A 26,141-nucleotide genomic window follows, 5' to 3' on the forward strand; every position below is an offset into this window, starting at 1 on the left:
TCCTCCCATTTCAGTTGCTCTCTGTTTGCGAGCGTGGCTAGACTAGGCTTCGGGAAAGCCTTGTCCGCGACAAAGGGAATAAGAAATGAGCGGAAAGTAAGATGCCGGAAAGGCCGTTTTACCAGCCTGGCGCCAGCAGCGTGGAGGGCCTGCCGCTGCTGCTGCAAATGTTCCACACCCAGCCCCTGGTGATGCTCAAGCCACATTGGCATGCCCAGGTCGAGGTGAATTTCATCGTGCGTGGCGCCGTGCATTACCGCATGGACGGGCACGGGCTTTCGCTCTCTGCGGGCGACATGTGCCTGTTCTGGGGCGGCCTGCCGCACCAGATGGACGAAGCCTCCGACGATGCCATCTACGCCGGCGCGCATCTGCCGCTGGTTCATTTCTTCCGGCTGCATTTGCCCGTCGACGTCCGCAACAGGCTGATGACCGGCGCGACGCTGGTGACCGACGCCACCGACCGGTCGGACGACCACAATTTCGAGCGCTGGAACCGCTATGCCCGCTCCGGCGACCCGGTCAAGGCGGAGCATGCCGTCAACGAGCTTTTGCTGCGGCTTGAGCGGGTGCGATTCGAGCCCTACCGGCTGGTGCCGGAAACGCCGGTCGAACAGGAGCTAGGCAGCCCGTTCGATCAGCAATCGCTGCGCAATGTCGGGCGCATGTGCGACTTCATTGCGGAGAATTTCCTCTACGAGATCGATTGCGTCGACATCGCCGCGGCGGCCGACATCCATCCCAAATACGCCATGAGCATCTTCAAGAAATCGACCGGCATGACGCTCAATGAATATGTGAATCTGCTGCGCCTCAGCTACGCGCAGGCGCTGCTGATGCATCAGGATGCCAATGTGCTGCGCGTCGCCATGGAATCGGGCTTCGGCTCCCTCAGCGCGTTCAACAAGTCGTTCCGCAAGCTTGCCGGCATGTCGCCGTCGGATTTCCGCAGGGGCGTGGCCGGCGCCAGATAACGGCTGGATTCAGCCGATAACCCCCAGACGTCTCGGCAGGCGGTTCATCGGCAGCGGCCCGTTGGCGGTGATCAGGAACTGGTCCTCGAGATTGAAACTGGCGAGACCGTCGATGTAGAGCGGGATCTCGAATGCCAGCACCATGCCGGGTTCGATCGCGACATCGCAGTCGGCCGAAATGAACAGCCATTGCTCGGAAAACACGGAATGGCCGACGCCGTGGCCGAAATGGCCGCGGCGATAGGAACGCAGGCCCTGGCGCGCCAGGCTGTCGCTGGCGGCGCGATACACAGTGGCCAACGGCTTTCCGGGCATAAGCGCGGCAAGCCCGTCGGCGAAGGCGCGTTCGGCTATCGCATGCAATTCGGCCTGTTCGGGCGACGGCGGCGCGAAGGTGAAATTCCGCGACATATCCGAGGCATAGCCGTTCACGCTGCACACCATGTCGGCCTTCAGCGGATCGCCGGCGGCGGCGATCGCGTCGGCGCCTTTTGGGCGAGCGCCCAGCGTGACGTATTCCGCCGTCGAGATTTGCTGCGACGACCCGGCGGCTGCATCCGCGACACCTTGCCGGTAAAGCGCGACCAGCTCAGACTGACGCATGCCGGCCGCTGCATGCTGCTGCAGCCGCGACAGGCCGGCCTCCGACAGGACGATGCCCTGCTGCAACAGGTCGATCTCGCTCTGCGACTTGATCGCCCGCAGCCGGTCGAGGATCGGCGAACCGTTGACCAGGGCAGTGCCCGGCAACATCGCCTGCATCGCGGAAAAATCGTTGGCCGAGACGAAATCCAGCTCGATGCCGAGCGTCGCACGCTCCAGCCCCAATTCTGCGAGGATCGTTTTCAGCTCGCGGACGGAGCGGGCAAGCTCGAAGGTCGCTGGACGTGAAAAACCGGGGGCGCGGCCAACCAGGCCGGGCTCGATGCGCTGCGCAACAGGCCGGTCGGCCGTCGCCGGCTCGAGCGACGCCGATTCGATCCAGATCGGATGCGTGCGTACCATGGCGCCGGCCATCGCCGCCGGGAGCTGGGCAGCCTGGAAATCCGCCACCACGACGCCGATCGGCAGGTCGCCTCGCTTGGGAATAACGACGAAACCGGCGCCGGCCCGCCGGAACAGGCCGGCCGGGCCGATCCAGGCACCGGTGGCATATTGGAACGCCTCGGGCTCGCAAAGCACCAGCGCCTCGATGCCGGCGCGCTGCATCAGGTCAGTTGCGCGCTCGCGGTCGACAAAGCCGGTCATGGGATCTCCTCAAATGGAATCGAAACCGACGCCGATGCGGCGGCGTTTGGCCTTAGCCTAGTTTCAGTGCCGCCGTGGAGCAGCTTTTTTCTGGAAGCGCTGTTCACCTTGAGAGTTCGTCGTCGGGAAACGAAAAAGCCGCGGCGAACCGCGGCTTTTCAACACAACAAGTGGCTGCTTCGAAGCCTTATTCGGTTTCGTCGGAGGTGTCGTCGGCAGTGTCTGCCGCGTCATCCGCGGTCTGTCTTGCCAGCGCTGCCTGCAAGGCCAGCGTGGCTTTCGGCGAGGCCGGTGTCGTCGCAACGACCGCGGCTGCGTGAGCAACTCCGGTCGTCGACTTGTCCTTGGCCGCGGCGGAAGTGGCGGCTCCGTGTCCCTGCGAGCCGGCCCCGGCCGAGTTTCCGCCATTGCCGTTGCTGCCGCCATTGCCGTTGCCATTGCCATTGCCGCCGGGAGCAGCGAGGACCGGAGATGCGACAAGGGTGAGAGCGGCCACAGTCGCGAATAGACAGGTGCGCGTTTTCATAGTTCCTCCTTCGAGTCGCCCTCCCGCCAGGATGGGTTCCAGATGAAAAACGTCAGGACTTCCAATGTGAAAGCCGGCTGTTACCTAGCTTTGTTCAAATACAGCATTCCACAAGACGGACCTTGGTCCGAAACCGGCACGCAAAAGTCCTGAATTTTATCGACAGCGTACTTCGGACGACCGCAACGGCTGGATTTTGCTGCCGTCAGATCCAGCGCCGCTACAGCGCATGTGCGTCGGCTGACATGAGGTTACAATCGAGGAAACCTCGGTGCTCGCCATCCGGCGAGATCATTTAAGGCGATTGAGGAACATTCCACAGTTCGTGAAGTTGGGAGCGCAGGCCCGCTTTTGAGGTGCCAAAATGTTTGATGCCGGCGGGCTTTTGGGAGGAAGCCATGATCCGCGTCACGCCTGCATTTCGTGTTTCACGCCGCCGCGCATTGCAGTTTGGCCTGGGAGCGACGCTCGCTTCGGCCACCGGGCTTGCCCCGGTTCCCCGCGCCTATGCGCAGGATGAGGTCAAAGACGAAGACATTTTCCGGTTCGCCCTCAATCTCGAATATATGGAAGCCGAATATTACCTGCGCGGCACCACCGGAAAAGGGATCGATGACTCGGATGCCGGCCCGAAGGCCGGCGCTGTGGCTGGCGGCAAACAGGTTAGCTTTGACACGCCTGCAATCCGCGAGTTCATGCGTGAGGTCGCCGAAAACGAACTTGCCCATGTCAGGTTCTATCGCAAGACACTTGGAAGCGATGCCGTCGACCGGCCGGCAATCGATTTCGATGCGGGCTTTGCGGCGGTTGCCAAGGCGGCGGGGCTCGGAGCGGACTTCGATCCTTTCGGCAACCAGATGAACTTCGTGCTCGGCGGCATGCTGTTCGAGGATGTCGGCGTCACTGCCTATGCCGGCGCCGCGCCCCTTCTGAAAAACAAGGATTTCCAGGCCGCCGCCGCTGGCATTCTGGCCGTCGAGGCCTATCACATGGGGATGGCGCGATCGTCGCTTTACCGAATGGGCGAGGATGCCTGGAAGGCCGCCAATGCGGTTTCCGACGCCCGCGACAAGATCGATGGACCGGAAGACAAGGACCAGGGCATCCGAGTGGACGGCAAAGCCAATATCGTTCCATCGACCCCGGATGCAATCGCCTTCACGAGGACGCCGCAAGAAGTGCTTCGGATCGTCTATCTGACCGACCAGAAAGGCGTCAGCAAGGGCGGCTTCTACCCGAACGGAATGAACGGAACGCTCAAAAGCACCTGAGCGGTCTGCGGATGAATCTCGTGGCAAATGAACTTGCGCGCGCGGCCAGGCGATTCGGCGCGCTGCGCCCTGTTGGCGCGCAAAAACGAAAAAGCCGCGGCGGACCGCGGCTTTTCGATGCTTGATTTCCCTTGAGAGAAATGGAGCGGGTGAAGCGATTCGAACGCTCGACCCCAACCTTGGCAAGGTTGTGCTCTACCCCTGAGCTACACCCGCTCGCGCGGCTTTTGGGCCGCAAGCCGCGCCTATATGGCTGAAGAGCGCGGCGATTGCAACAGGGAATTCGCAGGCTTTTTGCTTGCGGAGAAGTGCTCCTCCGGGACGTCGCAAGGCAATCACCCCCCGCGTTGCGCGACGGACTTGTCTTGGCCGCATCATTGGCCGTAAACGGCGTTAGCCAAACAAGCCGTTGAAAGCGGGCCACCAGAAGAAAGACCGATGCCGAAGACCGAAGCCGAACTTTTCGCCTTTCTTGCCGGACTCGGGATCGAGGTATCGACGCGGCGGCATCCGCCGCTGTTCACGGTCGCCGATTCGCAGGCGCTGCGCGGTGAGATTGCCGGCGGCCACACCAAGAACCTGTTCCTCAAGGACAAGAAGGACAATTTCTTCCTGATCAGCGTCGACGAGGAGGCGGTGGTCGATCTCAAGCAGATCCACCATCTGATCGGCGCTGCGGGGCGCGTGTCTTTCGGCCGGCCGGAGATGCTGATGGAGCTTCTCGGCGTCGTCCCGGGCGCGGTCACGGTGTTCGGGCTGATCAACGACACCGAGCGAAGGGTCAAGGTCGTTTTGGACGAGAAGCTGATGAGCCATGCGGTGGTCAATGCCCACCCGCTGACCAATGAAGCGACGACTTCCATCGCTGCCGCGGACCTGGTCAAATTCGTCGAGGCAACCGGACATGATGCTGTTATCTTGAAAGTCTCGGCATGATCGCCACATGGGTGACTAAGACCGGGGTGACTGAAACCGGGTTCTAAAGAAGGATGTTGCGCCCGTCCCTTGGCCGGCGGCGCGACCGAAAGGCGACGAGATGAGCGATAGCAATCCCTTTGGCGGCCCATTTGGCAGCAATGGCGGCCAGTATGCCACCACCGTGCAATATGGCGGCACCGATGCCGCGCGTGAGAAGGTCGCGCTTGCGGAGGCGCCGGCCGACGTCGTCAAGGACACAACGACCGCTGGATTTGCTGCAGACGTCATCCAGGAATCGCGTCGCCAGCCGGTGCTGGTCGATTTCTGGGCGCCGTGGTGCGGCCCCTGCAAGCAATTGACGCCGCTGCTGGAGAAGGCGGTGAAAGCCGCCGGTGGCAAGGTCAAGCTGGTCAAGATGAATATCGACGACCATCCATCGATCGCCGGCCAGCTCGGCATCCAGTCGATACCGGCGGTCATTGCCTTCAAGGACGGCCAGCCGGTCGACGGCTTCATGGGCGCCATTCCCGAGAGCCAGATCACGCAATTCATTCAGAAGGTCGGCGGCAAGAACGGTGGCGCGCCGCAAGTGGCCGAGGCACTGGCCGCCGCTGCCGAGGCGCGCGACGCCGGTGACGTGCAGACCGCTGCCGACATTTATGATGCCATCCTGGAACAGGCGCCGGAGACGATTGAGGCGATCGCCGGCTTGGGCGATCTGCTGTTCGAGGCCGGCGATACCGAAGGTGCCGAGGCGGTGTTGGCGCGGGCGCCGGAAGCGAAGAAGGATGCGCCCCAGCTCGCCGCGCTGCGCGCCAAGATGGCGCTCGCCGCGCAGGCAGCAGTGCTCGGCAATCCGGCGGAACTGGAACGGCGTCTGGCCGAAAATCCCGGGGATCACCAGGCACGGTTCGAGCTCGCCATGATCCAGAACGCCAAGGGTGATCGCATGGCGGCGGCCGACAATCTGCTGGCGATCATCAAGGCAGACCGCTCGTGGAACGACGACGGCGCCAGAACCCAGTTGCTGCAGCTCTTCGAGGCATGGGGCATGACCGACGAAGCAACGCTGTCGGCACGGCGCAAATTGTCGTCGCTGCTGTTTTCCTGAGCCGGCGCAGACTGTTTTGTCGCGCGGGCTTGCGGTGGGCGGCAGCTGCGCCAGATTAGGTTTTCGGACGGCGTTCGATTTCAGGTTTCCGGTGTTGCGCCTTGTGCCGGCCGGGAGGAGACGGATTTGGTGCGCTTCCTGACAAAGCGATCGGAGGATTGAGGTGCAGGCGGGAAACGCGCATTACCGGCTCGCTGCGGACTTACCGTCGACTATGCCGATCTTTCCGCTCGAGGGCGCGTTGCTGTTGCCGGGAGGCCGCATGCCGCTCAACATCTTCGAGCCGCGCTATCTGCAGATGGTCGACGAAGCGATCGCCGGGCCGCGGCTGATCGGCATGATTCAGCCCAGCCTCGACGGTGCACTGCGTCCAGACGGTGAGCCGGAGCTCTGCAATGTCGGCTGTGCCGGGCGCATCATTGCGCTGTCCGAGAGCGGCGACGGCCGTTACCTGATTTCGCTGCAGGGCGTGTGCCGGTTCCGCATTGTTCATGAACTCACGGTCAAGACGCCGTTCCGCCAGTGCCGGCTGGCACCTTTTCTCGCCGATCTCGACGAGGAGCAGGCAGACGCCGAGATCGACCGGCCGGCGCTGCTCAAAGCGTTTCGCGCCTATCTGCAGGCCAACGATCTGGAGGCCGACTGGGAGAGCGTCAGCCGCGCCGAAAACGCCATGCTGGTCAACGCACTGTCGATGATGGCGCCCTACGGGCCAGCCGAGAAACAGGCGCTGCTCGAAGCGGCCGATCTGAAGACACGCGCCGAGACCCTGATCGCCATCACCGAAATGGCGCTGGCGCGCGACAATGAGGATTTCGGTTCGAGTTTGCAGTAGGTTGGCCCTCCTTCTCCCACAAGGGAGAAGGGGAGGCCGCGCGCAAAAACCTGAAGCGGTCGCCTTGTGGAAAGGATGGATCGAATGGCGGATGGACGTGACGGGAACAGGGCTGTCGATCCCAAGCTGCTGGAGCTCTTGGCCTGCCCGCTGACCAAGGGGCCGCTTGCCTGGGATCCGGAGCGCGGCGAGCTTATCTCGCGGGTGGCAAAGCTTGCCTATCCGGTGCGGGACGGCATTCCGATCATGCTGCCCTCGGAGGCGCGTACGATCACCATTGACGATGCCGTGCCCACGCCACCGCGCCTGGGTGGAACGTCCTGAGTGCTGCGGTTCAGAGCCGCTCCATAGCGATCCCCGTCTATTGAAAATTGCGCCCTTTGGGCATGACCTCCTCTGCCTTTCCCAATAGTTCCGTTTGCACGATGCTATCGGGCCGCTTCTCCTCGGGGCCGCTCGAAGGTTCATCCACAAGCCTTGCCTCCTCGAGCAGCACCGACAGCCACGGCGTCAGATCCTCGACCTTCTCGGCGACGATATGGATGACGTCCGATTCCGATTGCAGCTTGCCGGTGACGCGGATGAGACGCGCGCCCATGACGATGGGGCGGAAGCGGTTGAAGGTTCTTTCCCAGAAAATGATATTGGCGACCGCATTCTCGTCTTCCAGCGTCAGGAAAATCGCCTTGCCATTGCCCGGCCGCTGCCGCACCAGCACGAGGCCGGCGACCGAAACCCGGCGGCCGTCCCGCACCTGGCCGAGCCGCGCATTGGGCGTGACGCCGGACCGATCCAGCCTTTGACGCAGAAAGGCGACCGGGTGCGCCTTCAGCGACAGGCCGAGCGAGCGGTAGTCGTGGACGACGTGCTCGCCGAGCGGCATTGCCGGGAGCCGGGTTTCAGGCTCGAGATCGCGCAAGCGGATCGCCGGCTGATCGAACAGCGGCAGCTTTTCGGCGGCACTCTTGCCGTCGAGCGCGCGGACCGCCCATAGAGCGTCGCGGCGGTTCAATCCAAGCGAGCGGAAAGCGTCGGCCTGTGCCAGTTTTTCGATCTCGTCGACGTTGAGGCCCGAGCGCAGCCAGACATCGCGCACGGATGCGTAGCCGTCGCCGCGTCGCAGCACAAAGGTCTCCATGCGCTCCTTCGACAGGCCCTTGACCTGGCGAAAACCAAGCCGGACGGCATGGCTGGTCCGGATGACGCCGCGCATCTGGGCATGGCGGTCAAGGACACGATCCGGATCGAAAGGCGATTTCTCCAAGGCGCAATCCCAGCCGGAAAAATTGACGTCGACCTCGCGGATCTCGACGCCGTGGTCATGCGCGTCGCGGACAAGCTGAGCCGGCTGGTAAAACCCCATCGGCTGGGAATTCAGGATCGCGGCGCAGAACACGTCGGGATAGAAGGTCTTGAACCAGCAGGAGGCATAGACCAGCAGGGCGAAGGAGGCGGCGTGGCTTTCGGGAAAGCCGTATTCGCCAAAGCCTTCGATCTGTTTGAAGCAGCGCTCGGCGAAGTCTTTTTCGTAGCCCTTGGCGACCATGCCGTCGACCATTCTCTTGCGGTAATTGCCGATCGTGCCGGTGCGCTTGAACGTCGCCATGGCGCGGCGCAGTTCATCGGCCTCGCCCGGCCTGAAGCCGCCGGCGACGATGGCGATCTTCATCGCCTGCTCCTGGAACAACGGCACGCCCAGCGTCCTGCCGAGGATTTTTTCCAGTTCCGGCTTGGGGTATTCGGGTTTTTCCTTGCCTTGCCGGCGGCGCAGATAGGGATGGACCATGTCGCCCTGGATCGGGCCGGGCCGCACGATCGCCACCTCGATGACGAGATCGTAAAAGTTTTTCGGCCGCAGCCGCGGCAGCATCGACATCTGCGCGCGGGATTCGATCTGGAAGACGCCGATCGTGTCGGCGCGGCAGATCATGTCGTAGACACGCTTGTCCTCGGCAGGCAGAGTGGCCAGCACATAGGGTTGGCCGTAATCGTCCCGCGCCTCCGGATAATGATCCCGGAGCAGGGTGAAGGCGCGCTGCAGGCAGGTCAGCATGCCGAGCGCCAGCACGTCCACTTTAAGGATTTTCACCGCGTCGAGGTCGTCCTTGTCCCACTCGACCATCTTGCGCTCGTCCATCGCCGTCTTGACGATGGGCACGATCTCGTCGAGCCGGTCCCTGGTGATGACAAAACCGCCGACATGCTGCGACAAATGACGGGGAAAGCCCATGATCTCGTTGGCGCATTCGATCACGTGCCTTGTCGATGGATCGGTCTGATCGAGGCCGCCGGCTTTTGTCTCCTTTTCGCCGAGTTCCGAGGTCGACCAGCCCCAGATCGAACTGGACAGCGCGCTGCGGACGTCGTCCGACAGGCCCATCGCCTTGGCCACTTCGCGCATCGCCGAGCGGCCCCGGTAGCTGACGACGGCAGCGGCCAGCGCGGTGCGCTTGGTACTGTATTTGGAATAGATGTACTGGATGACCTCCTCGCGCTTTTCATGCTCGAAATCGACGTCGATGTCGGGCGGTTCGTTTCTTTCCTCGGAAATGAAGCGCTCGAAAAGCGTGTCGATCTTGTCCGGGCCAACTTCGGTGATGCCGATGCAGAAGCAGACGATCGAGTTGGCGGCGGAGCCGCGCCCCTGGCAGAGAATGTTCTGGCTGCGGGCGAATTTGACGATGTCGTGGACAGTCAGGAAATAGCGCGCGTAGTTCAGGCGCTCGATCAGGGCGAGCTCCTCCTCGATGCGTTGCGTCACAAAAGCGGGCACGCCCGAGGGGTAGCGGATGGCGGCCCCCTCCTTGGCCAGCCTTTCCAGCTCGGCCTGCGGCCCGAGGCCCGATTCCGTCGGCTCGTCGGGATAGTTGTATTGCAGATCACTGAGCGAGAAGGTCAGCTCGCCGGCAAAACGCAGCGTTTCCGCCAGCGCTTGCGGATGCCTGCGGAAAAGCCGTGCCATCTCCAGCGGCGGCTTTAAGTGGCGCTCGGCATTGGCCGCCAGCTCCAGCCCCACCTCGGCGACGGGCACATTGAGGCGGATCGCCGTCAGCACGTCCTGCAGCGGGCGCCGTTCCGACGTATGGTAGAGAACGTCGTTGGTGGCCATCAGCGGGATGCCGGCCAGCTCGGCCATCGCCGCCGCCTGCTCGATACGGAAGCGGTCGTTACCGCGGTAATCCGGCGAAACCGCCAGCCTCAGGTTTTCGCCGAAGCGATCCCTGAGCCGGCTAATCAGTGCGAGGCCAGCTTCCGCGTCCGCCGACAGATCCGGCAATATGGCCAGCGACAGGAGATCGCCCCATTCAAGAAGATCGCTCTGTTTGAGAAGCGTTGCGCCCTTTTCGTTCTCGTCGCGCAGATTGGCCTGTGTCAGCATGCGGCAGAGATGCCCCCAGCCCTTGCGGTCCTGCGGGTAGGCGAGGATGTCCGGCGTGCCGTCGCAAAAAACCAGGCGGCAGCCGGGATGATAGGAAACACCCTCCACCTTGGCCTGCTGCCAGGCGCGTACCACGCCCGCCACCGTGTTTCGGTCGGCGAGACCGATCGCCGAAAACCCCAGGAATTTTGCCGCGACCACCAGCTCCTCCGGTTTCGAGGCACCGCGCAGGAACGAGAAGTTCGACTGGATGCCGAATTCGGCATAGGGGATGGCCGTCAGCGCATTCATGCGAAGATCCCATGCATGAACCAGCGCGGCGGGACTTGAGAGGCGCCGTAAAGGCCCTGGCGATAGAGCCAGTAACGGCGGCCGTCGGCATCCTCGATGCGGAAATAATCCCGGGTCGGGGCATCTTCTCGTCCCGCCGCCTCTCGCCACCATTCCGGCGCGATGCGCTCCGGCCCTTCGGCGCGCGCCACCCGGTAGAGCGCGCGCCGCCAGCGGAAGTTCAAAGGCGGGCCTTCCGGCATTTCGGTGGCTGGCACTTCGATCGGCTCGGGCGAACGGAAAAGCCGGATCGGTCGCTCAGGCTGGAAGACGGTCGTGGGAGCGTCCTTCGCCTTGTCCGGCTGCTTCGGCGGCGAGCTTCTCTGCGGCGCCTCCGTGAAGGGAAGGGTGGCGACGGCGCGCTCCGGCAAATGGCTCTCGACGGCAACCGGCTTCAAGACCGCGCCTTCGCCGAGCCGGGCGCGAATGCGGTCGGCAAAAAGCGCGATATCGGCACCGTCGTCGCTCGTCTCGCCGGCAAGGTCTGCCTGCTGCATGTCGAAGGCGGCGGCGGTCAGCACCGAAAGGCGCACGAGATCGAAGCCATAGCCGGCGTCGATATCCCGTTCGAGCGCGGCAAGCCTTTCGTGGAACAATTTCTGGATCAGCCGCGGCTCGCGCAGAGGCCGCGAGGTGCCGACCGCGATGCGGCTGACGCCGCCATCGACGCGGAAAAGCAGCAGCGCCAGCCGCCTTGCGCCCTCGCCGCGACGCTCGAGGTCGCTCTTCAAGGTGGCCGCCAGCATGCCGGTCAGCCGCTCGATGTCCTCGGTCAACATAATCGGCTCGGCAAGATGACGCTCGACCGAAAGCGGTGCCACCGGCAGGCGCGGCGACACGGCTTCGTCGAGGCGGCCAAGCGCCTGGTCGAGACGCAAGAGCAGCGATGCGCCGAAGCGGCGGGCCAGCGGCGCGCGCGGTGCTGCCATGACGGCGCCGGCCGTGCGCAGGCCGACGCTCTCGAGGCTGGCGCGGACCTCCGGGTCGATGCGCAGCGCCGCCAGCGGCATGGGCGCGAGAAGCGCTTCCTCCTCGCCATCGGGCACGATGCGGTCGCCGGCAAACCGCGCCGCCGCCCAGGCAGCACCAGGCGTGGCGGCAAGCCCGGCGCGGACATCGAAGCCCTGATGGAAAAAACGCGACAGGATATCGTCCAGCATGGACCGTTCGCCGCCGAAAAGATGGGTGCAGCCGGTGACGTCGAGATAGAGGCCGTCGGTCCCGTCGAGCGCCACCAGCGGGGTATAGCGGTCGCACCAGTCGGCGAGGCCTTCGAGCAGGCGCCGGTCGGCCTCCGGATCGGCCTCCACGATGTCGATCGAGGGATGCATGGCGCATGCGTCGGCTATGCCCATGCCGCGTTTCAGATTAAGCGCCTCAGCCCGTTCGTCTAGGGCGGCGATGCGCTGGGCGTTCCCTTGGCGATGGCTGATCACCAGCGGCAGGTGATCCGACGGCCGGGAACGCCAGGACCGCCCCAGACGCTGCCGCAGGATCCTCTCGGCGGCGAGATGCGGAAACCATAGGGACAGGATTCTTTGGCCGCTCTGGGGCCGATTCCTGAGACCTTCGTTGCTCGCCCCGTCTTTCTTCGAATATGCGTTCATCGGGGTTCCACTCCAGTGTGAATTGTCCGGGCAAGGCCGTGCGGCTCTTGCCGATGGCGACGGTGAAGGCGGGCCGGCCGATCGAGCCGGCGAGCGGCCCGGCGATTGTCTGGCGCGCTGCCGCCGGTGCCGCCGACAGGATGAGGCGGACGGGCGCTGCCGTCGGCTCGGGCTCGCCGGCCTGGCGCAGCAGGAACAGCGGCCGGCCGGCACTCTGCGCCCGGGCGTGCAGCCGCCGCGTCGCGGTGAGATCCAGCCGCTGCGGGCTGCCGCGGATTTCGAGGATGACAGCGGCCAGCGCCGTCATCCGGGCAGCCTCCTCGGCGACCCACAGCGCATCGAGCAGCCTTGGCGCCTCGGAAAACAGCAATTGCTCCGGCTCGATGCCGAAAAAGGCGTGAAGCCCCCTGGCGTAAGGGAAGCCGGCCTCGCGGAAAACCTCGGATGTGCCGATCCACAGCACCGGCAGTCGCGGGCCCTGGCTGAGGATCAGGCTGACGAGCGCGAGCACAAAGCCGGCGACGGCCCCGGCATCGCGCGTCGCGGCGCCATGAAACTCGCTCAGCGCCGACTTCGGCAGGCCACCGCTCAGCGCAGCGTCGAGGCGCTCGGCGCCGGTGGACAAAAACGCATCCTGCGAAGTCACGGCGAGGCCGCGCCGGACAATAGTTAGATTTCGAGGCAATGTCAGAGTCTGGGGGCTGACATCCGCATCAACGGGGGCTGCGCCGGCCGACGCCTCCAGACGCTCGGACAGCGTTCCCTCGATCTTCGCGATCTGGCGGCGCAGGGCAAAAACAGTCTCCCGCGCCACGGCGCTTGTCGCCATGACGGTCAGCTTCCACTCACAATTGTTCCTGTTATGTTCCTATAGATTCCAGAGGCCGGCCAAAGAGTCAAGCGGAGTCATGGGGAATTTATTCCTCTAGTAGGGGCGTGGCACGGTCACCCCAGCCCGGCCATTTGCCGAGTCCGGCCCGAAAGCCTATATGCCGGGATCAAAGGACAAAGCATGGCTCGCATCTACCAAACACGCATCTGGCACGACCAGCTTTCGCCAACGATGGAGGAAATCGAGCTCCTGGCGCTGGAGGCCTATGCCCATCTGCCGGAAGACTTTCGCAAGTTGACCGGCGAGATCGTCATTCAGATCGCCGAATTCCCGACCGACGAGATCATGGACGACCTTTCGCTGGAAACGCCCTTCGACCTGTTGGGGCTGTTCGAGGGGCGCGGCATCGCCGAGCGCTGGAATCCGCAGACCGGCGAGGGGCCGAACCGCATCACGCTCTATCGTCGCGCCATCCTCGACTACTGGGCCGAGAACGAGGAAACGCTGGGCGACATCGTCACCCATGTGCTGATCCACGAGATCGGCCACCATTTCGGCCTGTCGGACGACGATATGGAGAAGATCGAAGAGGCAGCGGAGTAGGATGTGCTGATATTCAGGTGATGCCGGCCTGCGAACGGCGGTTTCCTGCGCTTCCGGTGCTCACGTACCCAAAAGTACGCTCCGCTCCGGTTCTCGGAAACCACCATTCTCGGCGCGGCCTGACCTGAATCTCAACACACCCTGCTTCGGCGCTTTTGCAAAGCTTACAAATCGCTGAGCTTGGTGTCGGGGCCGTATTCCTGGCCCTCGATGTCCTTCACCACCGCCTGGCCACAGCGCATGGTTTTCGCTTCCTTGTCATAGGCATAGGTCGGTGAGCCGAACAGGTGCCAGCCCTTGTTCAGCGCCGCCGTCACCTTGTGGCAGAAACTGGCATCGTCCGGGCCGGACAGAAAGCGGTAGAGTTTCATTCTTCAATCCTGTTGTCAGTTACGATAATCATGCGCGAACAGCGGCGGCCTTCGCCAGCAGTTTTTCGGCCTGCGCCAGATGCAGCCGCTCGACCATTTTTCCGTTCAGCGCAATCACCGCCTTGCCGGCATTTTCGGCAAGCGCGAAGGCTTCCTTGATCGCGCGCGCCTCGGCCAATGCGTCAGGCGTCGGTGCAAAAGCGGTTCGCCGCCTCGATCTGGGCTGGATGGATCAGCGACTTGCCGTCAAAACCCATGGCGGCGGCTTCCGTGCACTCGCGCGCAAACCCGTCCATATCGCGAAAATCATTGAAGACGCCATCGAGCAGGTCGAGGCCGCCGGCACGCGCCGCGAGCACCATTTGCATCAGCCATGGCACGAGATAGCGCCGATCGGGCGTGGCGAGAATGCCGGTGTCCTTGACCAGGTCGTTCGTTCCGGCAACGAAACAAACCAGGCGCGAGGCAGGGTCGCGGCCGAGCTCGGCGATCGGCCCGATATTGAGCAGCGCCTTGGGCGTCTCGATCATCGCCCACAGCTTGACCTCGTCCGCGATAAAATTGTCGTCTAGCACGTCGCCGGCCTCGAGGATGTCGCGCGGCGTGTCGACCTTGGGCAGCAGGATGGCGTCGGGCGTGCATTTTGCCGCAGCCAGCAGATCGTCGGCGCCCCATTCGCTCGACAGCGCATTGATGCGCACCACCATCTCGCAGCCCCGGTTGGAACGGCCGGCGAAAATCGCCGCCAGTTTCTCGCGCGCGGAAAGTTTATCGGCCGGGGCGACGGCGTCCTCGAGATCGATGACGACGGCATCGCAGGTCAGCGACGGGATCTTGGCCAATGCTTTGTCGTTCGAGGTCGGGACGTAAAGCACCGAGCGGCGCGGGCGGTAGCTTTCGGTGATCATGTTCGATCTATGCCGCCTGCAGCCAGCCGAGGCAAGCCGTGCATAAAAACTGCACGTAATTTCGGAAAATCTCCTCGTCTCTGCCCCGCTTGCCACCCGGCAGAATGCGACAAGGGCGGCATGCAAGAGCAAACGAACTCCCGTTGGTCCGTGCCGTATCGGCTTCGCCGCGAAAGCTGGTGGCTCGTCGATCCGCCCCAGACTTTGGCAACCCTCCTCCCTTTCGTCCGCAAATCCCTGCCCACCGGCCGCATCAAAGCCGCCGAGAAAGCCCGATCATGACAGTATTCCTCTCGGCGGCGCCGAGCTATTGCAGCCGCTTCGGCGTTGCCGTCCTGCTCGTCGCGTTGGCCGATTTCTTCTTCTATGGCCAACCGGCGGGCATCACGCTTTTCCTGTTCGGCGTTGCGATTGCCGCGGCGAGCATGGCTCTCCATCCTCTCGGCGTCTTCAACGATGGCAAGTTCTTGTTCAAGCCGGTTGCGCTGCTTGTGGGGCTGCTGCCGCTTGTGGAAAATGTCAGCGCACTGTCCGTCTCCATTGCGCTGGCGGCGATGGCCGTCTTCGTGCTTTCGCTGGGAGGGCGATTGCGACACGGGCTTGCCCGCGTTGCCGGCCAGCTTTTGACCTTCCTGCTCGCAGCGCCTTTTCGGTTCATCGGCGATTTCTTCCGCTGGCGCACGGCGGCGCGGCGGCTTGGCAGGCGGCGCGTGCGCCTTGCGGCGATCGCCGTCTGGGTCATGCCGCTGAGCCTCGGCGCAGTGTTTCTCGCGCTGTTCGGCGCCGCCAATCCGGTCATCGAATACTGCTTTTCGCTGATTGACCTCTTCGCCCTGCTCAACCTCATGCAGCTGCCGCGTCTTGCCTTCTGGCTGTCCGTGCTCGTCGGCGTATGGGCCTTTCTGCGGCCGCGCCTGCCGCGGTTTCTCCGCCGCCGCAGGGTGTCGCCAGCCAGCGCAGCGGCGACGCCGGCCACCAGGACGACGATCGAGGAAATCGTCTTCGGCAAGGCCGCTATCCTCCGCGCGCTCGTCGTCTTCAACATCCTTTTCGCGGTGCAGAGCGCACTCGACGCCACCTATCTGTGGGGCGGCATCGCACTTCCCGACGGGCTGACCTATGCCGCCTACGCGCATCGCGGTGCCTACCTGCTGATCGTCACGGCACTGCTGGCCGCCGGCTTCGTGCTGGCGGCGCTGCGGCCGGGCAGCGCGACCTCCGGCGATCCGCTCATCCGCCGGCTGGTCTATGTCTGGGTGGCGCAGAACATCGTTCTGGTGATCTCGTCGATCCTGCGGCTCGATCTCTATATCGGCATCTATGCGCTGACCTACTGGCGTGTCGCCGCCTTCGTCTGGATGGGGCTGGTGGCGGCGGGCCTTGCCCTGATCATCGCCCGCATCGCGCGCGGAAAGTCCAACGAATGGCTGCTTTCCGCCAATCTTCTGACGCTATCGGCGACGCTCTATGCCTGCTCGTTCATCAACTTTGCCGCGCTGATCGCCAACTACAATGTCGACCATTCCTTCGAAATGACCGGCCAAGGCACCCAGCTCGACGTCTGGTACCTGCGCTCGCTCGGGCCCGGCGCCTTGCCGGCACTCGATCGTTTCGTGCAGCACCAGAGCAGGACGGTTTCCGCGCAGGATGCCTCCATCCGCGAACTCGCCGGCTGGTATGCACAGGACGAAGCACGCTTCCGCGCCGGCCAGGAAAACTGGCGCGGCTGGAGCTTTCGTGACTGGCGGCTCAACCGCGCCCTCGACAGGCGTGGCCCGTTTGTGGTTCCTCCGATGTCCGAACCCTTCATGCCGGGCCGCTGATTTGATGCCGCACCACATACTGGTCGCCGACGACGATCCGCACATTCGCGAAATCATCTGCTTCGCGCTCGAAAAGGCCGGCATGAAAACGCTGGCAGTGCCGGACGGCGCAGCTGCCTTGCTGGCGATCGAACGCCGTGCTCCCGATCTTGTCGTGCTCGATATCGGCATGCCGGAAATGGACGGGCTGGAAGTGTGCCGGCGGCTTCGCCACACATCCGACGTGCCGGTGCTGTTCCTGTCCGCGCGGGATGAGGAGATCGACCGCATACTGGGGCTGGAAATGGGCGGCGACGACTATGTCACCAAGCCGTTCAGCCCGCGCGAGCTGGTCGCCCGCGTCAACGTCATCCTGCGCCGCGCCCGGCCTGCGCCCGAACCAGCCGACGACCGGCAATTCTCTCATGGCAGACTGGCGCTGGTGCCGGCAAGCCATACAGCCAGCTTCGACGGCAAGCCGCTGGCGCTGACCTCGATCGAATTCGCCATCCTGAAAGGGTTTCTGGCGCGGCCGGCGCATGTGCTCGGCCGCGACATGGTGATGGCCAATGCCTATGCCGCCAACATCCACGTCGCCGACCGCACCGTCGACAGCCATATCCGCAACATCCGCGCCAAGCTCGCGGCCATCGGCTGCGTCGATGCGATCGAGACCGTGCATGGCGTCGGCTTCCGGCTCGGTCGATGCGGGAGTTGAGCGCCCGAAAATGGATTGGCAGCAAATGGCGGCCACGGCTTGCCACGGTCGTCATTGCCATCCTGATCATGGTGATGGCGCTGCCGCTGGCCGGCCTGTTCTTCTTCCGGCTCTACGAGAACCAGCTGATCCGCCAGACCGAGGCCGAGCTGATCGCACAAGGCGCCGCCCTCGCCGCGATCTATGCGCAAGAGGTTCGTGAGGCCGGCCTTGCCCCGGAAAAGCTCGGCACATCCATGCCTCCACCCAGTACAGGGGATCGGGCTTCTCCCTACCAGCCAATCGAACCGCGCCTCGATCTTGCGTCCGACAGGATCCTGCCAACCCGACCAGCGGCCACGGCGGCCAGCGTCGATCCTGCCTTCGCGGCAATCGGCGCGCGGCTGTCGGGCATTCTTGCCGAGACGCAGAAAACCACACTTGCCGGCTTCCGGCTGCTCGATCCCAGAGGCGTGGTCATCGCCGGCCGTGAGGAGGCCGGCCTGTCGCTCGCCGCTGTCGAAGAAGTTCGCGCAGCGCTTGCCGGCCGCTACGCCAGCGCGCTCAGGCTGCGGGTTCCGGACCAGCCTTCGCCGCCGCTCTATTCGGTCAGCCGCGGCACCAAGGTTCGCGTCTTTGTCGCCATGCCGGTTGCCGTTTCCGGCAAGGTCGCCGGCGTGGTCTATCTGTCGCGGACGCCAAACAACATCGTCAAGCATCTCTATGGCGAGCGCGGCAAGGTGGCGCTGGCGGCAATTGCCATTCTAGGCGGCACGCTGCTGATCGGGCTGGTTTTCCTGCGCACCGTCAGCCGGCCGATCTATGCGCTGATGGAACGCACGAATCGCATCGCCGCCGGCGACCGCGCGGCGATCAGGCCGCTTGATCACCACGGCACGCGCGAAATGGCGGCGCTTTCTGCCGCCTTCCTCGACATGGCCGAAAAACTGCATGCACGCTCCGACGGCATCCAGACTTTTGCCACCCACGTCTCGCACGAGCTCAAATCGCCGCTGACGGCGATCCAGGGCGCCGCCGAACTGTTGCGCGATTCGGGCAGCGCGATGGACGAGGCCGAACGGCGGCGCTTTTCGGACAATATCGTCACCGATGCCGGCCGGCTCAATCTGCTGGTGCGCCGCCTGCTCGACTTGGCGCGCGCCGAAAATCTCGAGCCCAGCGGCGAAAGCACGTCGCTCACTGCTGCGCTGGCGCTGCTGCCGGCCGACGACAGGCTGGCGGTGCGCCTCGAGGCGGGCGCCCGGATCGGTCTGCGCATATCGGCCGAAAACGCGGCGATCGTGCTGGCCAATCTCATCGACAATTCGGCGCGGCACGGCGCAACGCTGGTTTCGATCACGGCCGCAAGCGCGGACGGCAAGGCCACCATTGTGGTGGACGACGACGGCGCCGGCATTTCGCCCAGCAACCGAGGCCGCATCTTCGAGCCGTTCTTCACCACGCGCCGCGATTCCGGCGGCACCGGCATGGGCCTCGGCATCGTGCTGGCCCTCCTGAAAGCGCATGATGGCACGATCCGGCTGGTTGACTCCGCGAGCGGCACGCGCTTCGAGATCATCCTGCCGGCGGCGTGACTCGGCGATTCAGACCAGAAGGGCGAAAAGGTGCATTACGACATCGTCATCATCGGTGGAGCCATCGTCGGCTCGTCGGTTGCCTATTACCTGCGCGAGGAAGGGTTTTCGGGCTCGATTGCACTTGTCGAGCGCGACCCGCAATTTTCTCATGCGGCGACCACACTGTCCTGCGCCTCCATCCGCCAGCAGTTTTCGATCCCGGAAAACATCCGTCTGTCGCAGTTCACGCTGAAACTGTTCCGGCGGCTCAGGGAGGAGTTTGGCGCGGATGCCGATATCGGCTTTCGCGAAGGCGGTTATCTCATCCTTGCCGGCGAAAACGGGCTGCCTATCCTGCGGGCCAACCACGAAGCGCAGATGGCCGAGGGCGCCGACATCCTGCTCGAGGATGCGGAGGCGCTCGTCCGCCGCTTTCCGTGGCTGTCGGTCGAAGGCATTTCCGCCGGCGCATATGGCCGCAGCGGCGAAGGCTGGTTCGACGCGCATGCGATGCTGATGCTGTTCCGCAAGGCACTGCGGACGAAGGACATCGACTTTATCACGGCGTCGGTGACGGGTATCGAGCGGCTAGGCGGCCGCGTCACTGGTGTATTTCTGGACAATGGCGAGCGGCTCGAGGCCGGCACGGTCGTCAACGCCGCCGGGCCGAATGCCGGCAAGGTGGCGGCAATGGCCGGGCTGGCGCTGCCGGTGGAGCCGCGCAAGCGCAATGTCTTCGTCTTTGAGGCGCGCGAGAAATATGAGGACATGCCGCTGCTGGTCGACCCGAGCGGCATCTATGTCCGGCCGGAGGGCTCGGTCTACATCACCGGCGGCGCCGAGCCGGAAGAGGGCGAAGGACCAGCCGATCCCGCCGACTTCGACCCCGACTGGCCGCTGTTCGAAGAGGTGATCTGGCCGGTGCTGGCGACCCGCATTCCAGCCTTCGAGGCGATCAAGCCGACGCGCGCCTGGGTGGGCCATTACGACTACAACACGCTCGACCAGAATGCGGTGATCGGCCCGCATCCCGAGGTCGGTAATTTCCTCTTCGCCAACGGGTTTTCCGGTCACGGCTTGCAGCAGGCTCCAGCGGTCGGCAAGGCGCTGGCCGAACTGATCGTGCATGGCGGCTATCGCACGGTGGATTGCTCGGCGTTCGGGTATAGCCGGATCGCCGATGGGCGGCCGTTTCGGGAATTGAATGTAATTTAACGCTAGCCCGAAGGGATGCTACCGTTGCTTGGTGGATTAAGCCGCCACCAAGCCGTCCTTACCAAGATACGCCTGAAGCCAGCCCAGCACCTGGGCCCAGCCTTCGGCATGCTTCGTCGCCGCAGCAGCGAGGCCGGCGAAGCCGCCATGGCAGATGGTGACGCGTGTGCCGCCGGCGATCGGCGCCAGCAGCCAGGCGACTTTGGTTTCGCGGCGGCCAAGCGTCGGATGGTCCCAGCCGTATCTCCGCGTCTGCACGATCCGGCGCGGCTCTTCGATCTCCAGGAATTCGCCGCTGGCGGGCAGGTGTCTGCCGGCCGCCGTCTCGACGGTGACGCTCCAGCGGCCGCCGACGTGGAGGTCGGCCGTCCATCCGGTCATCCGGTAGGTCTTGGCGGCCCCCCACCAGCGCTCGACCTCACGTGTAACGAGCGCGTCAAAGATCCGCTCGGCCGGCGCGCAAACATCGGCGCTCGCCATAACGGTCTTGCCATTGGTCATGCTGTGCACCGCGGAACTGTACATCGCCTGTCTCCAGAAACGTTTCGCTATCGAAACAACCTCAAGTCTTCGACGCCGGGCGTGACAGGCCTTTTGCCGGTTTCGAGCAGGCTCTTCAGGCTGGACAGGATGAGCGGCCAGCCGTTCGCCACATGGCCAAGCAGCTTGTGCGGTCCATCGGCTTCGTGTGTGACGGCGAGCTTCACCATCTCGCCCTCCTGCTCGATGGCGAAGGTGCAGCGTGTGTAGCCGTCCGCCTTGACCTCGGGCATGAACTCGTTGCGCCATTTGAGCACGATGCGCTTGGGTGGATCGATCTCGAGGACCTCGCCGCTGTCGGTGACGCGGCCGTCGGTGTAAACCATCTTCCACGCCGAACCTTGTTTCCAGTCGCTTAGCATCTGGGCGCCGAGGAAATATTGCCGATGGAACTCCGGCTCGGTCAGCGCTTGCCAGAGTTTTTCGGGCGAGGTGCGGATGTAGGTGACATAAACGAAAATGTTGCTCATCAGTCTTCCCTTTCGAGGCGTTTCTTCAAATCGCTGAGGGCGCCCAGTCGCCCCCGCTCGAATTTGCCGATCCAGCGTTCGGCGATCTCGTTGATGGGAACCGGATTCAGATAATGTTGCTTCTCGCGTCCCTTGCGGATGGTGGTGACGAGGTTTGCTTCTTCCAGGATCGCCAGATGCTTGGTCACCGCCTGGCGCGTCATGTCCATCTCACCGCACAGCGCGTTCAGCGTCTGCCCGTTCCTTGCATGAAGGCTGTCCAGTAATCGCCGGCGTGTCGGGTCGGCCAAGGCGCGAAAGACGGCATCCATGCTCATGACCTTAATATGCAACCATCTGGTTGCATGTCAAGAGGCAGAACCTTGGCCGAGGATGCGCAGGCAGAGGTCGCTGAAAGTGGATTTCAGCGCTTGCGGCCGAACCAGAATGCGTTGGGCATGCGCTCCATGCCGATACGCTCATAGAAGCCGACGGCGTCGGGCATGGAGATCAGGCTGATCGCGACGGACGGTCCGAGTTGCCGGCGTGCCTCATCCATCAGACCCTTGCCGATACCCAGCCCTTGCGCCGATGCAGAAACAGCGAGCTCGGAGATATAGCAGACCCAGGAAAAGTCGGTGATGCCGCGAGCGACACCGACCAGCGGCTTGCCTTCTGTGTCCAGACGCGCGGTGAGCACCAAATTGGCCGCTGACAACATCGCCTTCAATCGAGTGTTGTCATCGACGGGCCGTGTCTCGCCGAGGCCGGATTCCACCAGCACGCGCCGGAACTCGGCGATGCCGAGGCCCGGTTCGCTGGCGTAAAGGATCGTGGATCGCGTTGTCATGTCGATAAATGTGCACCATGGGTCGGTGGTTTTGAAGCGTTTTGTGTTTCGATCGACGACGGAAGTCCAGAAACAGCCGCCTTTTATTTGCCCGCGGCTTTGTGTAAACCGGGCGCCAGCAATTCCCCGCAACGAGAAGAAGACGGGCAAGAACCATGGAAAAATTCACCAAGCTCACCGGCGTCGCCGCGCCGATGCCGATCGTCAATGTCGACACCGACATGATCATCCCCAAGGATTATCTCAAGACGATCAAGCGCACCGGGCTCGGCACCGGCTTGTTCGCCGAAATGCGCTACAAGGACGACGGTTCGGAAAACCCGGACTTCGTGCTCAACAAGCCGGCCTACCGTAAGGCGCAGATCCTGGTCGCCGGCGACAATTTCGGCTGCGGTTCGAGCCGGGAACATGCGCCGTGGGCGCTGCTCGATTTCGGCATCCGCTGCGTCATCTCGACCTCGTTCGCCGACATTTTCTACAACAACTGCTTCAAGAACGGCATCCTGCCGATCACCGTCAGCCCGGAAGACCTGGAGAAGCTGATGGACGATGCCTCGCGCGGTTCCAACGCGACGCTGTCGATCGATCTCGAGGCCAAGGAAATCCGCGGGCCGGACGGGGGCGTGGTCAAGTTCGACCTCGACGAATTCAAGCGCCACTGCCTGCTCAACGGGCTCGACGATATCGGTCTGACCATGGAGAAGGCCGGCGCCATCGCTTCGTTCGAGAAGAAGAATGCTGCTGAGCGACCCTGGGCCTGAGCGGTACGATGACCTGGTCGCGACAGACCGGGTTCGTGGCGGCTGAACGGAGGGGACAGTCATGATACGTTCGCTTCTTGCCGGGGCCTGCGCGCTGGTGTGGATTCTGATGCCGGTGGCAGGCGCGCATGCACAAACCGATATGGTGCTCGTGCCGGCTGACGATGCGTCCGGCGGGGCCGACCAGGGCGCGTTGAGCAACGCGGCCCTAGTCGACAATGACAAACAGGCGCCGATCCCGTTCGAGGGCGGCCAGCTGACCATCACCCAGGAGGAAGAGTACGGGGAACGGGTGCTCGCCTTCGACGGCAAGGAACTGGCGCGCAATTACGACGTCTTCTTCGACAAGGTCGTCGAGGTCGGCGGTGTCAAGGTGGCGCTGGTCGATGTCGGCGACGGCGGCAATCAATGCGGCCCGGCCAAGGTGATTGTATGGAAGCCGGAAGGCGGCACGATCCAGACGACCACGGTCGAGCAGGATGAATGCGGCGCACCACCGGCCGCGATCTCCGACAGCGCCATCTATTTCGTACCCTATCTTTTGCCGGGCGATTCCAAGCCGGCGCTGCAATGGTCGCCGACGGACGGGCTGACGACGTCCGGTAATCTGACCTACATGCCGGAGCCGGGCACGGACTGGAAAGACGTCGATCCGTCGAAATACGACAACATCATTGATGCCTTTCACAACGAGGCCGTCTACAGGCTAGCCGAGACGCTGCTCGGCAAGGACATGCCCGACATGGCGACCAGCCTGCTGGTCGGCGGCGGTACTGAGGAGACCGCTTCGGGCACCTTTTTTGCCAGCGGCTGCGTACCGCATGATTGCGGCGGCAATGACGGTTTCATGGCCGTCGACCCGGTCAACCATAAGCTCTATTTCGCCCGCCGCGGCGACAAGCCCGAGCCGGACGCGTGGCCGGCGGTGAGTACATGGCCGGCCGACGTCAAGGAAGCGCTGGACAAGGCGCTGGGGTCGGCGAATTAAGGTTTCGACAAGGGGTCGCAACTGCGCATTCGTCATCCTCGGGCTTGACCCGAGGATCCTTGCCGCGACCGTTGTCGGAAGGCGCGGCTGAGCAGAAATTCTGCACCGTGGCAAAGCCATGATGTCTCGGCATGGATCCTATGGTCTACGCTGCGTCGCTACGCTCCTTGCTCCGCCATAGGATGACGACGGGATAGATGCTCCGGCCAATCTCCAAGGTTAGCGTCTTGCCGCCTCGTGACAACAATTTGCCTAGCTTGGCTCATGACCCGCCCGGGCCCCTCTGCTAGACGACGCTCAGCAACCCAACGAGACCGCCCCATGCGAAAACTGATCTCCACCGGTTCGCCCTTCGAGAAGACCGCCGGCTATTCGCGCGCCGTGGTGCAGGGCGACTGGTGTTTCGTCTCCGGAACGACCGGCTACGACTATGCCACTATGACGATGCCGGAGACGGTCGAGGCACAGACGCGTAATTGCCTCTCTACCATCGCCAAGGCACTGCAAGACGGCGGCTTCGAGATGGCCGATGTGGTGCGGGCACATTACTATATCACCGATGCGGCTTTCGTGGATGTGGTGTTCCCGATCCTCGGCGAGGCCTTTGGCGAGATCAGGCCGGCGGCAACGATGATCGTGTGCCAGCTCAACAAGCCGGAGATGAAGATCGAGATCGAGGTGACGGCGCTGCGGCGCACAGCCTGATGCCTGTCACGGTTGCGACAACGACACGGTTAGCACGAGGATCGGCCCATGGTGAAGGTCAGGCGCATCGTTGCAAACATAGACACGCAGGATATCGCGGCGGCAAAACCCTTCTATCAGGATGTGCTCGGCCTCGATCTCAAGATGGATATGGGCTGGATCGCTACCTACGGCTCGCAAGAGACGATGTCCGTGCAGGTCAGTTTCATGGCCGAAGGGGGATCAGGAACGCCGGTGCCGGACATCTCTATCGAAGTCGACGACGTCGATGCCGCGCTTGAAAGCATGAGGACGGCCGGCTTTGCCATCGAATACGGTCCGGCGGACGAACCCTGGGGCGTGCGGCGCTTCTTCGTACGCGACCCGTTCGGCAGGCTGGTCAATATTCTTTCGCATCTGTAGGCGTTTTGGCTTGAGCATCGGATTCTGCCAAACCGGTTTCCACTTTTGGTCCGATGCTATGAACCGCAGGCTTGCGCGCCGGCTGCTTGGCGTTTAGCAAGGCCGCGTTCATGCGCTAAACAATCGGGACGGTTCTCATGGCTTCGAAAAATCTTCTCCTGCTTGCCGGCGACGGCATCGGCCCCGAGGCGATGGCCGAGGTGAAGAAGCTGATCGCCGCCATGAACGACAGGCTCGGCAGCGATTTCGTCACCGATGAGGGCCTTGTCGGCGGTTCCGCCTACGACGCGCATGGCGCGGCGATCTCCGATGCCGACATGGCCAAGGCGATGGCCGCGGACGCAGTGCTGTTCGGCGCCGTCGGCGGACCGAAATGGGATGCGGTGCCTTACGAGGTGCGCCCGGAGGCGGGTCTGCTGCGGCTGCGCAAGGACATGGAGCTGTTTGCCAATCTCAGGCCGGCAATCTGCTATCCGGCGCTGGCGGCGTCCTCCTCGCTCAAGCAGGAGGTGGTCGAAGGGCTCGATATCCTCATCGTGCGCGAGCTCACCGGCGGCGTCTATTTCGGCGAGCCGAAGCAGATCATCGATCTCGGCAACGGCCAGAAGCGCGGCATCGACACCCAAGTCTACGATACGTTCGAGATCGAGCGCATTTCGGGCGTTGCCTTCGAGTTGGCACGCACGCGCAAGAACCACGTCACCTCGATGGAAAAGCGCAATGTGATGAAATCTGGCGTGCTGTGGAACGAGGTCGTCACCCAGACGCACAAGGCGCGCTATGCCGACGTCAAGCTCGATCACATGTTGGCCGATGCCGGCGGCATGCAGCTGGTGCGCTGGCCGAAGCAGTTCGACGTCATCGTCACCGACAATCTGTTCGGCGACATGCTGTCCGACATCGCCGCCATGCTGACCGGCTCGATCGGCATGCTGCCGTCCGCCTCGCTCGGCGCGCCGGATGCGAAGACAAAAAAGCGCAAGGCGCTCTACGAGCCGGTGCACGGCTCGGCACCCGACATCGCCGGCAAGGGAATCGCCAATCCGATCGCCATGATCGCGTCCTTCGCCATGTGCATGCGCTATTCCTTCGGCATGGTTGAAGAGGCCGACCGGCTGGAAGGCGCGATCGCCGCCGTTCTCGACCAGGGCTTGCGCACCAGGGATATTCATTCGCCGGGGATGACCGAGGTCGGCACCGCTGAGATGGGCGACGCGATCATCGCCAAGTTCCTGGGCTGAT

26 protein-coding genes, 1 tRNA gene and 1 pseudogene are annotated in these 26,141 nt (G+C 63.5%); 16 read left to right on the forward strand and 12 right to left on the reverse strand.

Features of this window, described 5'->3' with window-relative positions:
- The first annotated feature begins 101 nt into the window (after positions 1 to 101).
- Positions 102 to 974: a helix-turn-helix domain-containing protein gene (locus NKH98_RS10655; RefSeq protein WP_352701197.1), complete on the forward strand. Its 873-nt coding sequence runs from the start codon at positions 102 to 104 to the stop codon at positions 972 to 974.
- Positions 975 to 983: 9 nt separating this feature from the next.
- Here NKH98_RS10655 and NKH98_RS10660 read toward each other — a convergent pair whose 3' ends face one another.
- Together NKH98_RS10660 and NKH98_RS10665 are read right to left on the reverse strand one after the other, a co-directional pair.
- Positions 984 to 2,222, reverse strand: a complete 1,239-nt coding sequence (locus NKH98_RS10660) for a M24 family metallopeptidase (RefSeq protein ID WP_352898208.1) — start codon at positions 2,220 to 2,222, stop codon at positions 984 to 986.
- 187 nt (positions 2,223 to 2,409) lie between these two features.
- Positions 2,410 to 2,748 carry a hypothetical protein gene (locus NKH98_RS10665; protein ID WP_352898210.1) on the reverse strand — a complete coding sequence of 113 codons (339 nt, stop codon included), beginning with the start codon at positions 2,746 to 2,748 and terminating at the stop codon, positions 2,410 to 2,412.
- 398 nt (positions 2,749 to 3,146) lie between these two features.
- Here NKH98_RS10665 and NKH98_RS10670 point away from each other — a divergent pair, with 398 nt between their 5' ends.
- On the forward strand, positions 3,147 to 4,019 hold the full coding sequence (locus NKH98_RS10670) for a ferritin-like domain-containing protein (RefSeq protein ID WP_352898212.1): 873 nt from the start codon (positions 3,147 to 3,149) through the stop codon (positions 4,017 to 4,019).
- 141 nt (positions 4,020 to 4,160) lie between these two features.
- Here the strand turns inward: NKH98_RS10670 and NKH98_RS10675 are convergent.
- Positions 4,161 to 4,235 (reverse strand) — tRNA-Gly (locus NKH98_RS10675).
- 222 nt (positions 4,236 to 4,457) lie between these two features.
- On the opposite strand from NKH98_RS10675, the gene NKH98_RS10680 reads away from it, so the two are divergent.
- From NKH98_RS10680 to NKH98_RS10695, 4 genes are all read left to right on the forward strand, one after another.
- Positions 4,458 to 4,955, forward strand: a complete 498-nt coding sequence (locus NKH98_RS10680) for a prolyl-tRNA synthetase associated domain-containing protein (protein ID WP_352898214.1) — start codon at positions 4,458 to 4,460, stop codon at positions 4,953 to 4,955.
- A 100-nt stretch (positions 4,956 to 5,055) separates the two neighbouring features.
- Positions 5,056 to 6,048 carry a thioredoxin gene (gene trxA, locus NKH98_RS10685; protein ID WP_352898216.1) on the forward strand — a complete coding sequence of 331 codons (993 nt, stop codon included), beginning with the start codon at positions 5,056 to 5,058 and terminating at the stop codon, positions 6,046 to 6,048.
- Between the two features lie 163 nt (positions 6,049 to 6,211).
- The gene (locus tag NKH98_RS10690) at positions 6,212 to 6,883 is read left to right on the forward strand and encodes an LON peptidase substrate-binding domain-containing protein (RefSeq protein ID WP_352898219.1); all 672 of its coding nucleotides are present in this window, start codon (positions 6,212 to 6,214) and stop codon (positions 6,881 to 6,883) included.
- 84 nt (positions 6,884 to 6,967) lie between these two features.
- Positions 6,968 to 7,207 (forward strand): Trm112 family protein, encoded by a 240-nt coding sequence (locus NKH98_RS10695; RefSeq protein ID WP_352898222.1) that lies wholly within the window; start codon positions 6,968 to 6,970, stop codon positions 7,205 to 7,207.
- A gap of 37 nt (positions 7,208 to 7,244) precedes the next feature.
- Here the strand turns inward: NKH98_RS10695 and NKH98_RS10700 are convergent, their stop codons facing one another.
- The 3 genes from NKH98_RS10700 to NKH98_RS10710 are packed head-to-tail and all read right to left on the reverse strand — an operon-like array spanning position 7,245 to position 13,028.
- Complete coding sequence (locus NKH98_RS10700) at positions 7,245 to 10,553, reverse strand: error-prone DNA polymerase (protein WP_352898224.1); 3,309 nt, start codon at positions 10,551 to 10,553, stop codon at positions 7,245 to 7,247.
- On the reverse strand, positions 10,550 to 12,028 hold the full coding sequence (locus NKH98_RS10705) for a DUF6504 family protein (protein WP_352898227.1): 1,479 nt from the start codon (positions 12,026 to 12,028) through the stop codon (positions 10,550 to 10,552). Before NKH98_RS10705 ends, NKH98_RS10700 begins: the two co-directional genes overlap by 4 nt.
- On the reverse strand, positions 11,970 to 13,028 hold the full coding sequence (locus NKH98_RS10710; RefSeq protein ID WP_352898230.1) for an ImuA family protein: 1,059 nt from the start codon (positions 13,026 to 13,028) through the stop codon (positions 11,970 to 11,972). The genes NKH98_RS10705 and NKH98_RS10710 overlap by 59 nt, the downstream gene beginning before the upstream one ends.
- Before the next feature lie 183 nt (positions 13,029 to 13,211).
- Here NKH98_RS10710 and NKH98_RS10715 point away from each other — a divergent pair, with 183 nt between their 5' ends.
- Positions 13,212 to 13,634, forward strand: coding sequence for a metallopeptidase family protein (locus tag NKH98_RS10715; protein WP_023680515.1), 423 nt, complete (start codon positions 13,212 to 13,214; stop codon positions 13,632 to 13,634).
- A gap of 164 nt (positions 13,635 to 13,798) precedes the next feature.
- Here NKH98_RS10715 and NKH98_RS10720 read toward each other — a convergent pair whose 3' ends face one another.
- Together NKH98_RS10720 and NKH98_RS10725 are read right to left on the reverse strand one after the other, a co-directional pair.
- On the reverse strand, positions 13,799 to 14,005 hold the full coding sequence (locus NKH98_RS10720; protein ID WP_352898233.1) for a DUF1737 domain-containing protein: 207 nt from the start codon (positions 14,003 to 14,005) through the stop codon (positions 13,799 to 13,801).
- Positions 14,006 to 14,033: 28 nt separating this feature from the next.
- Positions 14,034 to 14,910 (reverse strand): annotated as a pseudogene (locus NKH98_RS10725) (HpcH/HpaI aldolase/citrate lyase family protein).
- A gap of 281 nt (positions 14,911 to 15,191) precedes the next feature.
- Here NKH98_RS10725 and NKH98_RS10730 point away from each other — a divergent pair.
- The 4 genes from NKH98_RS10730 to NKH98_RS10745 are packed head-to-tail and all read left to right on the forward strand — an operon-like array spanning position 15,192 to position 20,204.
- Positions 15,192 to 16,736, forward strand: a complete 1,545-nt coding sequence (locus NKH98_RS10730; protein ID WP_352898235.1) for a DUF4153 domain-containing protein — start codon at positions 15,192 to 15,194, stop codon at positions 16,734 to 16,736.
- A 4-nt stretch (positions 16,737 to 16,740) separates the two neighbouring features.
- A complete protein-coding gene (locus tag NKH98_RS10735; protein WP_352479713.1) occupies positions 16,741 to 17,433 on the forward strand; it encodes a response regulator in 693 nt (230 codons plus the stop codon).
- Positions 17,421 to 19,007, forward strand: a complete 1,587-nt coding sequence (locus tag NKH98_RS10740) for an ATP-binding protein (RefSeq protein ID WP_352898238.1) — start codon at positions 17,421 to 17,423, stop codon at positions 19,005 to 19,007. Before NKH98_RS10735 ends, NKH98_RS10740 begins: the two co-directional genes overlap by 13 nt.
- 30 nt (positions 19,008 to 19,037) lie before the next feature.
- The gene (locus NKH98_RS10745) at positions 19,038 to 20,204 is read left to right on the forward strand and encodes an NAD(P)/FAD-dependent oxidoreductase (protein WP_352650265.1); all 1,167 of its coding nucleotides are present in this window, start codon (positions 19,038 to 19,040) and stop codon (positions 20,202 to 20,204) included.
- A gap of 36 nt (positions 20,205 to 20,240) precedes the next feature.
- On the opposite strand, the gene NKH98_RS10750 is transcribed toward NKH98_RS10745, so the two are convergent.
- The 4 genes from NKH98_RS10750 to NKH98_RS10765 all read right to left on the reverse strand — a co-directional run bounded on the left by NKH98_RS10750 (position 20,241) and on the right by NKH98_RS10765 (position 22,043).
- Complete coding sequence (locus NKH98_RS10750) at positions 20,241 to 20,729, reverse strand: SRPBCC family protein (protein ID WP_352898241.1); 489 nt, start codon at positions 20,727 to 20,729, stop codon at positions 20,241 to 20,243.
- A 23-nt stretch (positions 20,730 to 20,752) separates the two neighbouring features.
- Entirely contained in the window at positions 20,753 to 21,214 is a 462-nt protein-coding gene (locus NKH98_RS10755) for an SRPBCC family protein (protein ID WP_352898243.1), read from the reverse strand.
- On the reverse strand, positions 21,214 to 21,525 hold the full coding sequence (locus tag NKH98_RS10760; protein ID WP_031213186.1) for an ArsR/SmtB family transcription factor: 312 nt from the start codon (positions 21,523 to 21,525) through the stop codon (positions 21,214 to 21,216). The genes NKH98_RS10755 and NKH98_RS10760 overlap by 1 nt, the downstream gene beginning before the upstream one ends.
- A 92-nt stretch (positions 21,526 to 21,617) precedes the next feature.
- A complete protein-coding gene (locus tag NKH98_RS10765) occupies positions 21,618 to 22,043 on the reverse strand; it encodes a GNAT family N-acetyltransferase (protein WP_352479709.1) in 426 nt (141 codons plus the stop codon).
- A 155-nt stretch (positions 22,044 to 22,198) separates the two neighbouring features.
- Here NKH98_RS10765 and leuD point away from each other — a divergent pair, with 155 nt between their 5' ends.
- The 5 genes from leuD (at position 22,199) to leuB (ending at position 26,140) form a co-directional block, all read left to right on the forward strand.
- Positions 22,199 to 22,804, forward strand: a complete 606-nt coding sequence (gene leuD / locus NKH98_RS10770; protein ID WP_352738391.1) for a 3-isopropylmalate dehydratase small subunit — start codon at positions 22,199 to 22,201, stop codon at positions 22,802 to 22,804.
- A 61-nt stretch (positions 22,805 to 22,865) separates the two neighbouring features.
- The gene (locus NKH98_RS10775) at positions 22,866 to 23,792 is read left to right on the forward strand and encodes an Ivy family c-type lysozyme inhibitor (protein WP_352898246.1); all 927 of its coding nucleotides are present in this window, start codon (positions 22,866 to 22,868) and stop codon (positions 23,790 to 23,792) included.
- A 321-nt stretch (positions 23,793 to 24,113) separates the two neighbouring features.
- Positions 24,114 to 24,497, forward strand: a complete 384-nt coding sequence (locus tag NKH98_RS10780; RefSeq protein ID WP_352738387.1) for a RidA family protein — start codon at positions 24,114 to 24,116, stop codon at positions 24,495 to 24,497.
- Positions 24,498 to 24,548: 51 nt separating this feature from the next.
- Positions 24,549 to 24,899: a VOC family protein gene (locus NKH98_RS10785; RefSeq protein WP_352570210.1), complete on the forward strand. Its 351-nt coding sequence runs from the start codon at positions 24,549 to 24,551 to the stop codon at positions 24,897 to 24,899.
- A gap of 137 nt (positions 24,900 to 25,036) precedes the next feature.
- Positions 25,037 to 26,140: a 3-isopropylmalate dehydrogenase gene (gene leuB / locus NKH98_RS10790; protein ID WP_352898249.1), complete on the forward strand. Its 1,104-nt coding sequence runs from the start codon at positions 25,037 to 25,039 to the stop codon at positions 26,138 to 26,140.
- The last annotated feature ends 1 nt before the right edge of the window (position 26,141 follow it).

The sequence above is a fragment of the Mesorhizobium sp. M0833 genome, from assembly GCF_040319905.1.
Taxonomy (GTDB): Bacteria; Pseudomonadota; Alphaproteobacteria; order Rhizobiales; family Rhizobiaceae; genus Mesorhizobium.

Coding starts and splice junctions, on each gene's coding strand:
- NKH98_RS10655 (WP_352701197.1), top strand. CDS start 102: ATGCCGGAAAGGCCGTTTTACCAGCCTGGCGCCAGCAGCGTGGAGGGC.
- NKH98_RS10660 (WP_352898208.1), bottom strand. CDS start 2,222: ATGACCGGCTTTGTCGACCGCGAGCGCGCAACTGACCTGATGCAGCGC.
- NKH98_RS10665 (WP_352898210.1), bottom strand. CDS start 2,748: ATGAAAACGCGCACCTGTCTATTCGCGACTGTGGCCGCTCTCACCCTT.
- NKH98_RS10670 (WP_352898212.1), top strand. CDS start 3,147: ATGATCCGCGTCACGCCTGCATTTCGTGTTTCACGCCGCCGCGCATTG.
- NKH98_RS10680 (WP_352898214.1), top strand. CDS start 4,458: ATGCCGAAGACCGAAGCCGAACTTTTCGCCTTTCTTGCCGGACTCGGG.
- trxA (WP_352898216.1), top strand. CDS start 5,056: ATGAGCGATAGCAATCCCTTTGGCGGCCCATTTGGCAGCAATGGCGGC.
- NKH98_RS10695 (WP_352898222.1), top strand. CDS start 6,968: ATGGCGGATGGACGTGACGGGAACAGGGCTGTCGATCCCAAGCTGCTG.
- NKH98_RS10700 (WP_352898224.1), bottom strand. CDS start 10,553: ATGAATGCGCTGACGGCCATCCCCTATGCCGAATTCGGCATCCAGTCG.
- NKH98_RS10710 (WP_352898230.1), bottom strand. CDS start 13,028: ATGGCGACAAGCGCCGTGGCGCGGGAGACTGTTTTTGCCCTGCGCCGC.
- NKH98_RS10715 (WP_023680515.1), top strand. CDS start 13,212: ATGGCTCGCATCTACCAAACACGCATCTGGCACGACCAGCTTTCGCCA.
- NKH98_RS10720 (WP_352898233.1), bottom strand. CDS start 14,005: ATGAAACTCTACCGCTTTCTGTCCGGCCCGGACGATGCCAGTTTCTGC.
- NKH98_RS10730 (WP_352898235.1), top strand. CDS start 15,192: ATGACAGTATTCCTCTCGGCGGCGCCGAGCTATTGCAGCCGCTTCGGC.
- NKH98_RS10735 (WP_352479713.1), top strand. CDS start 16,741: ATGCCGCACCACATACTGGTCGCCGACGACGATCCGCACATTCGCGAA.
- NKH98_RS10740 (WP_352898238.1), top strand. CDS start 17,421: ATGCGGGAGTTGAGCGCCCGAAAATGGATTGGCAGCAAATGGCGGCCA.
- NKH98_RS10750 (WP_352898241.1), bottom strand. CDS start 20,729: ATGTACAGTTCCGCGGTGCACAGCATGACCAATGGCAAGACCGTTATG.
- NKH98_RS10755 (WP_352898243.1), bottom strand. CDS start 21,214: ATGAGCAACATTTTCGTTTATGTCACCTACATCCGCACCTCGCCCGAA.
- NKH98_RS10760 (WP_031213186.1), bottom strand. CDS start 21,525: ATGGATGCCGTCTTTCGCGCCTTGGCCGACCCGACACGCCGGCGATTA.
- NKH98_RS10765 (WP_352479709.1), bottom strand. CDS start 22,043: ATGACAACGCGATCCACGATCCTTTACGCCAGCGAACCGGGCCTCGGC.
- leuD (WP_352738391.1), top strand. CDS start 22,199: ATGGAAAAATTCACCAAGCTCACCGGCGTCGCCGCGCCGATGCCGATC.
- NKH98_RS10775 (WP_352898246.1), top strand. CDS start 22,866: ATGATACGTTCGCTTCTTGCCGGGGCCTGCGCGCTGGTGTGGATTCTG.
- NKH98_RS10780 (WP_352738387.1), top strand. CDS start 24,114: ATGCGAAAACTGATCTCCACCGGTTCGCCCTTCGAGAAGACCGCCGGC.
- leuB (WP_352898249.1), top strand. CDS start 25,037: ATGGCTTCGAAAAATCTTCTCCTGCTTGCCGGCGACGGCATCGGCCCC.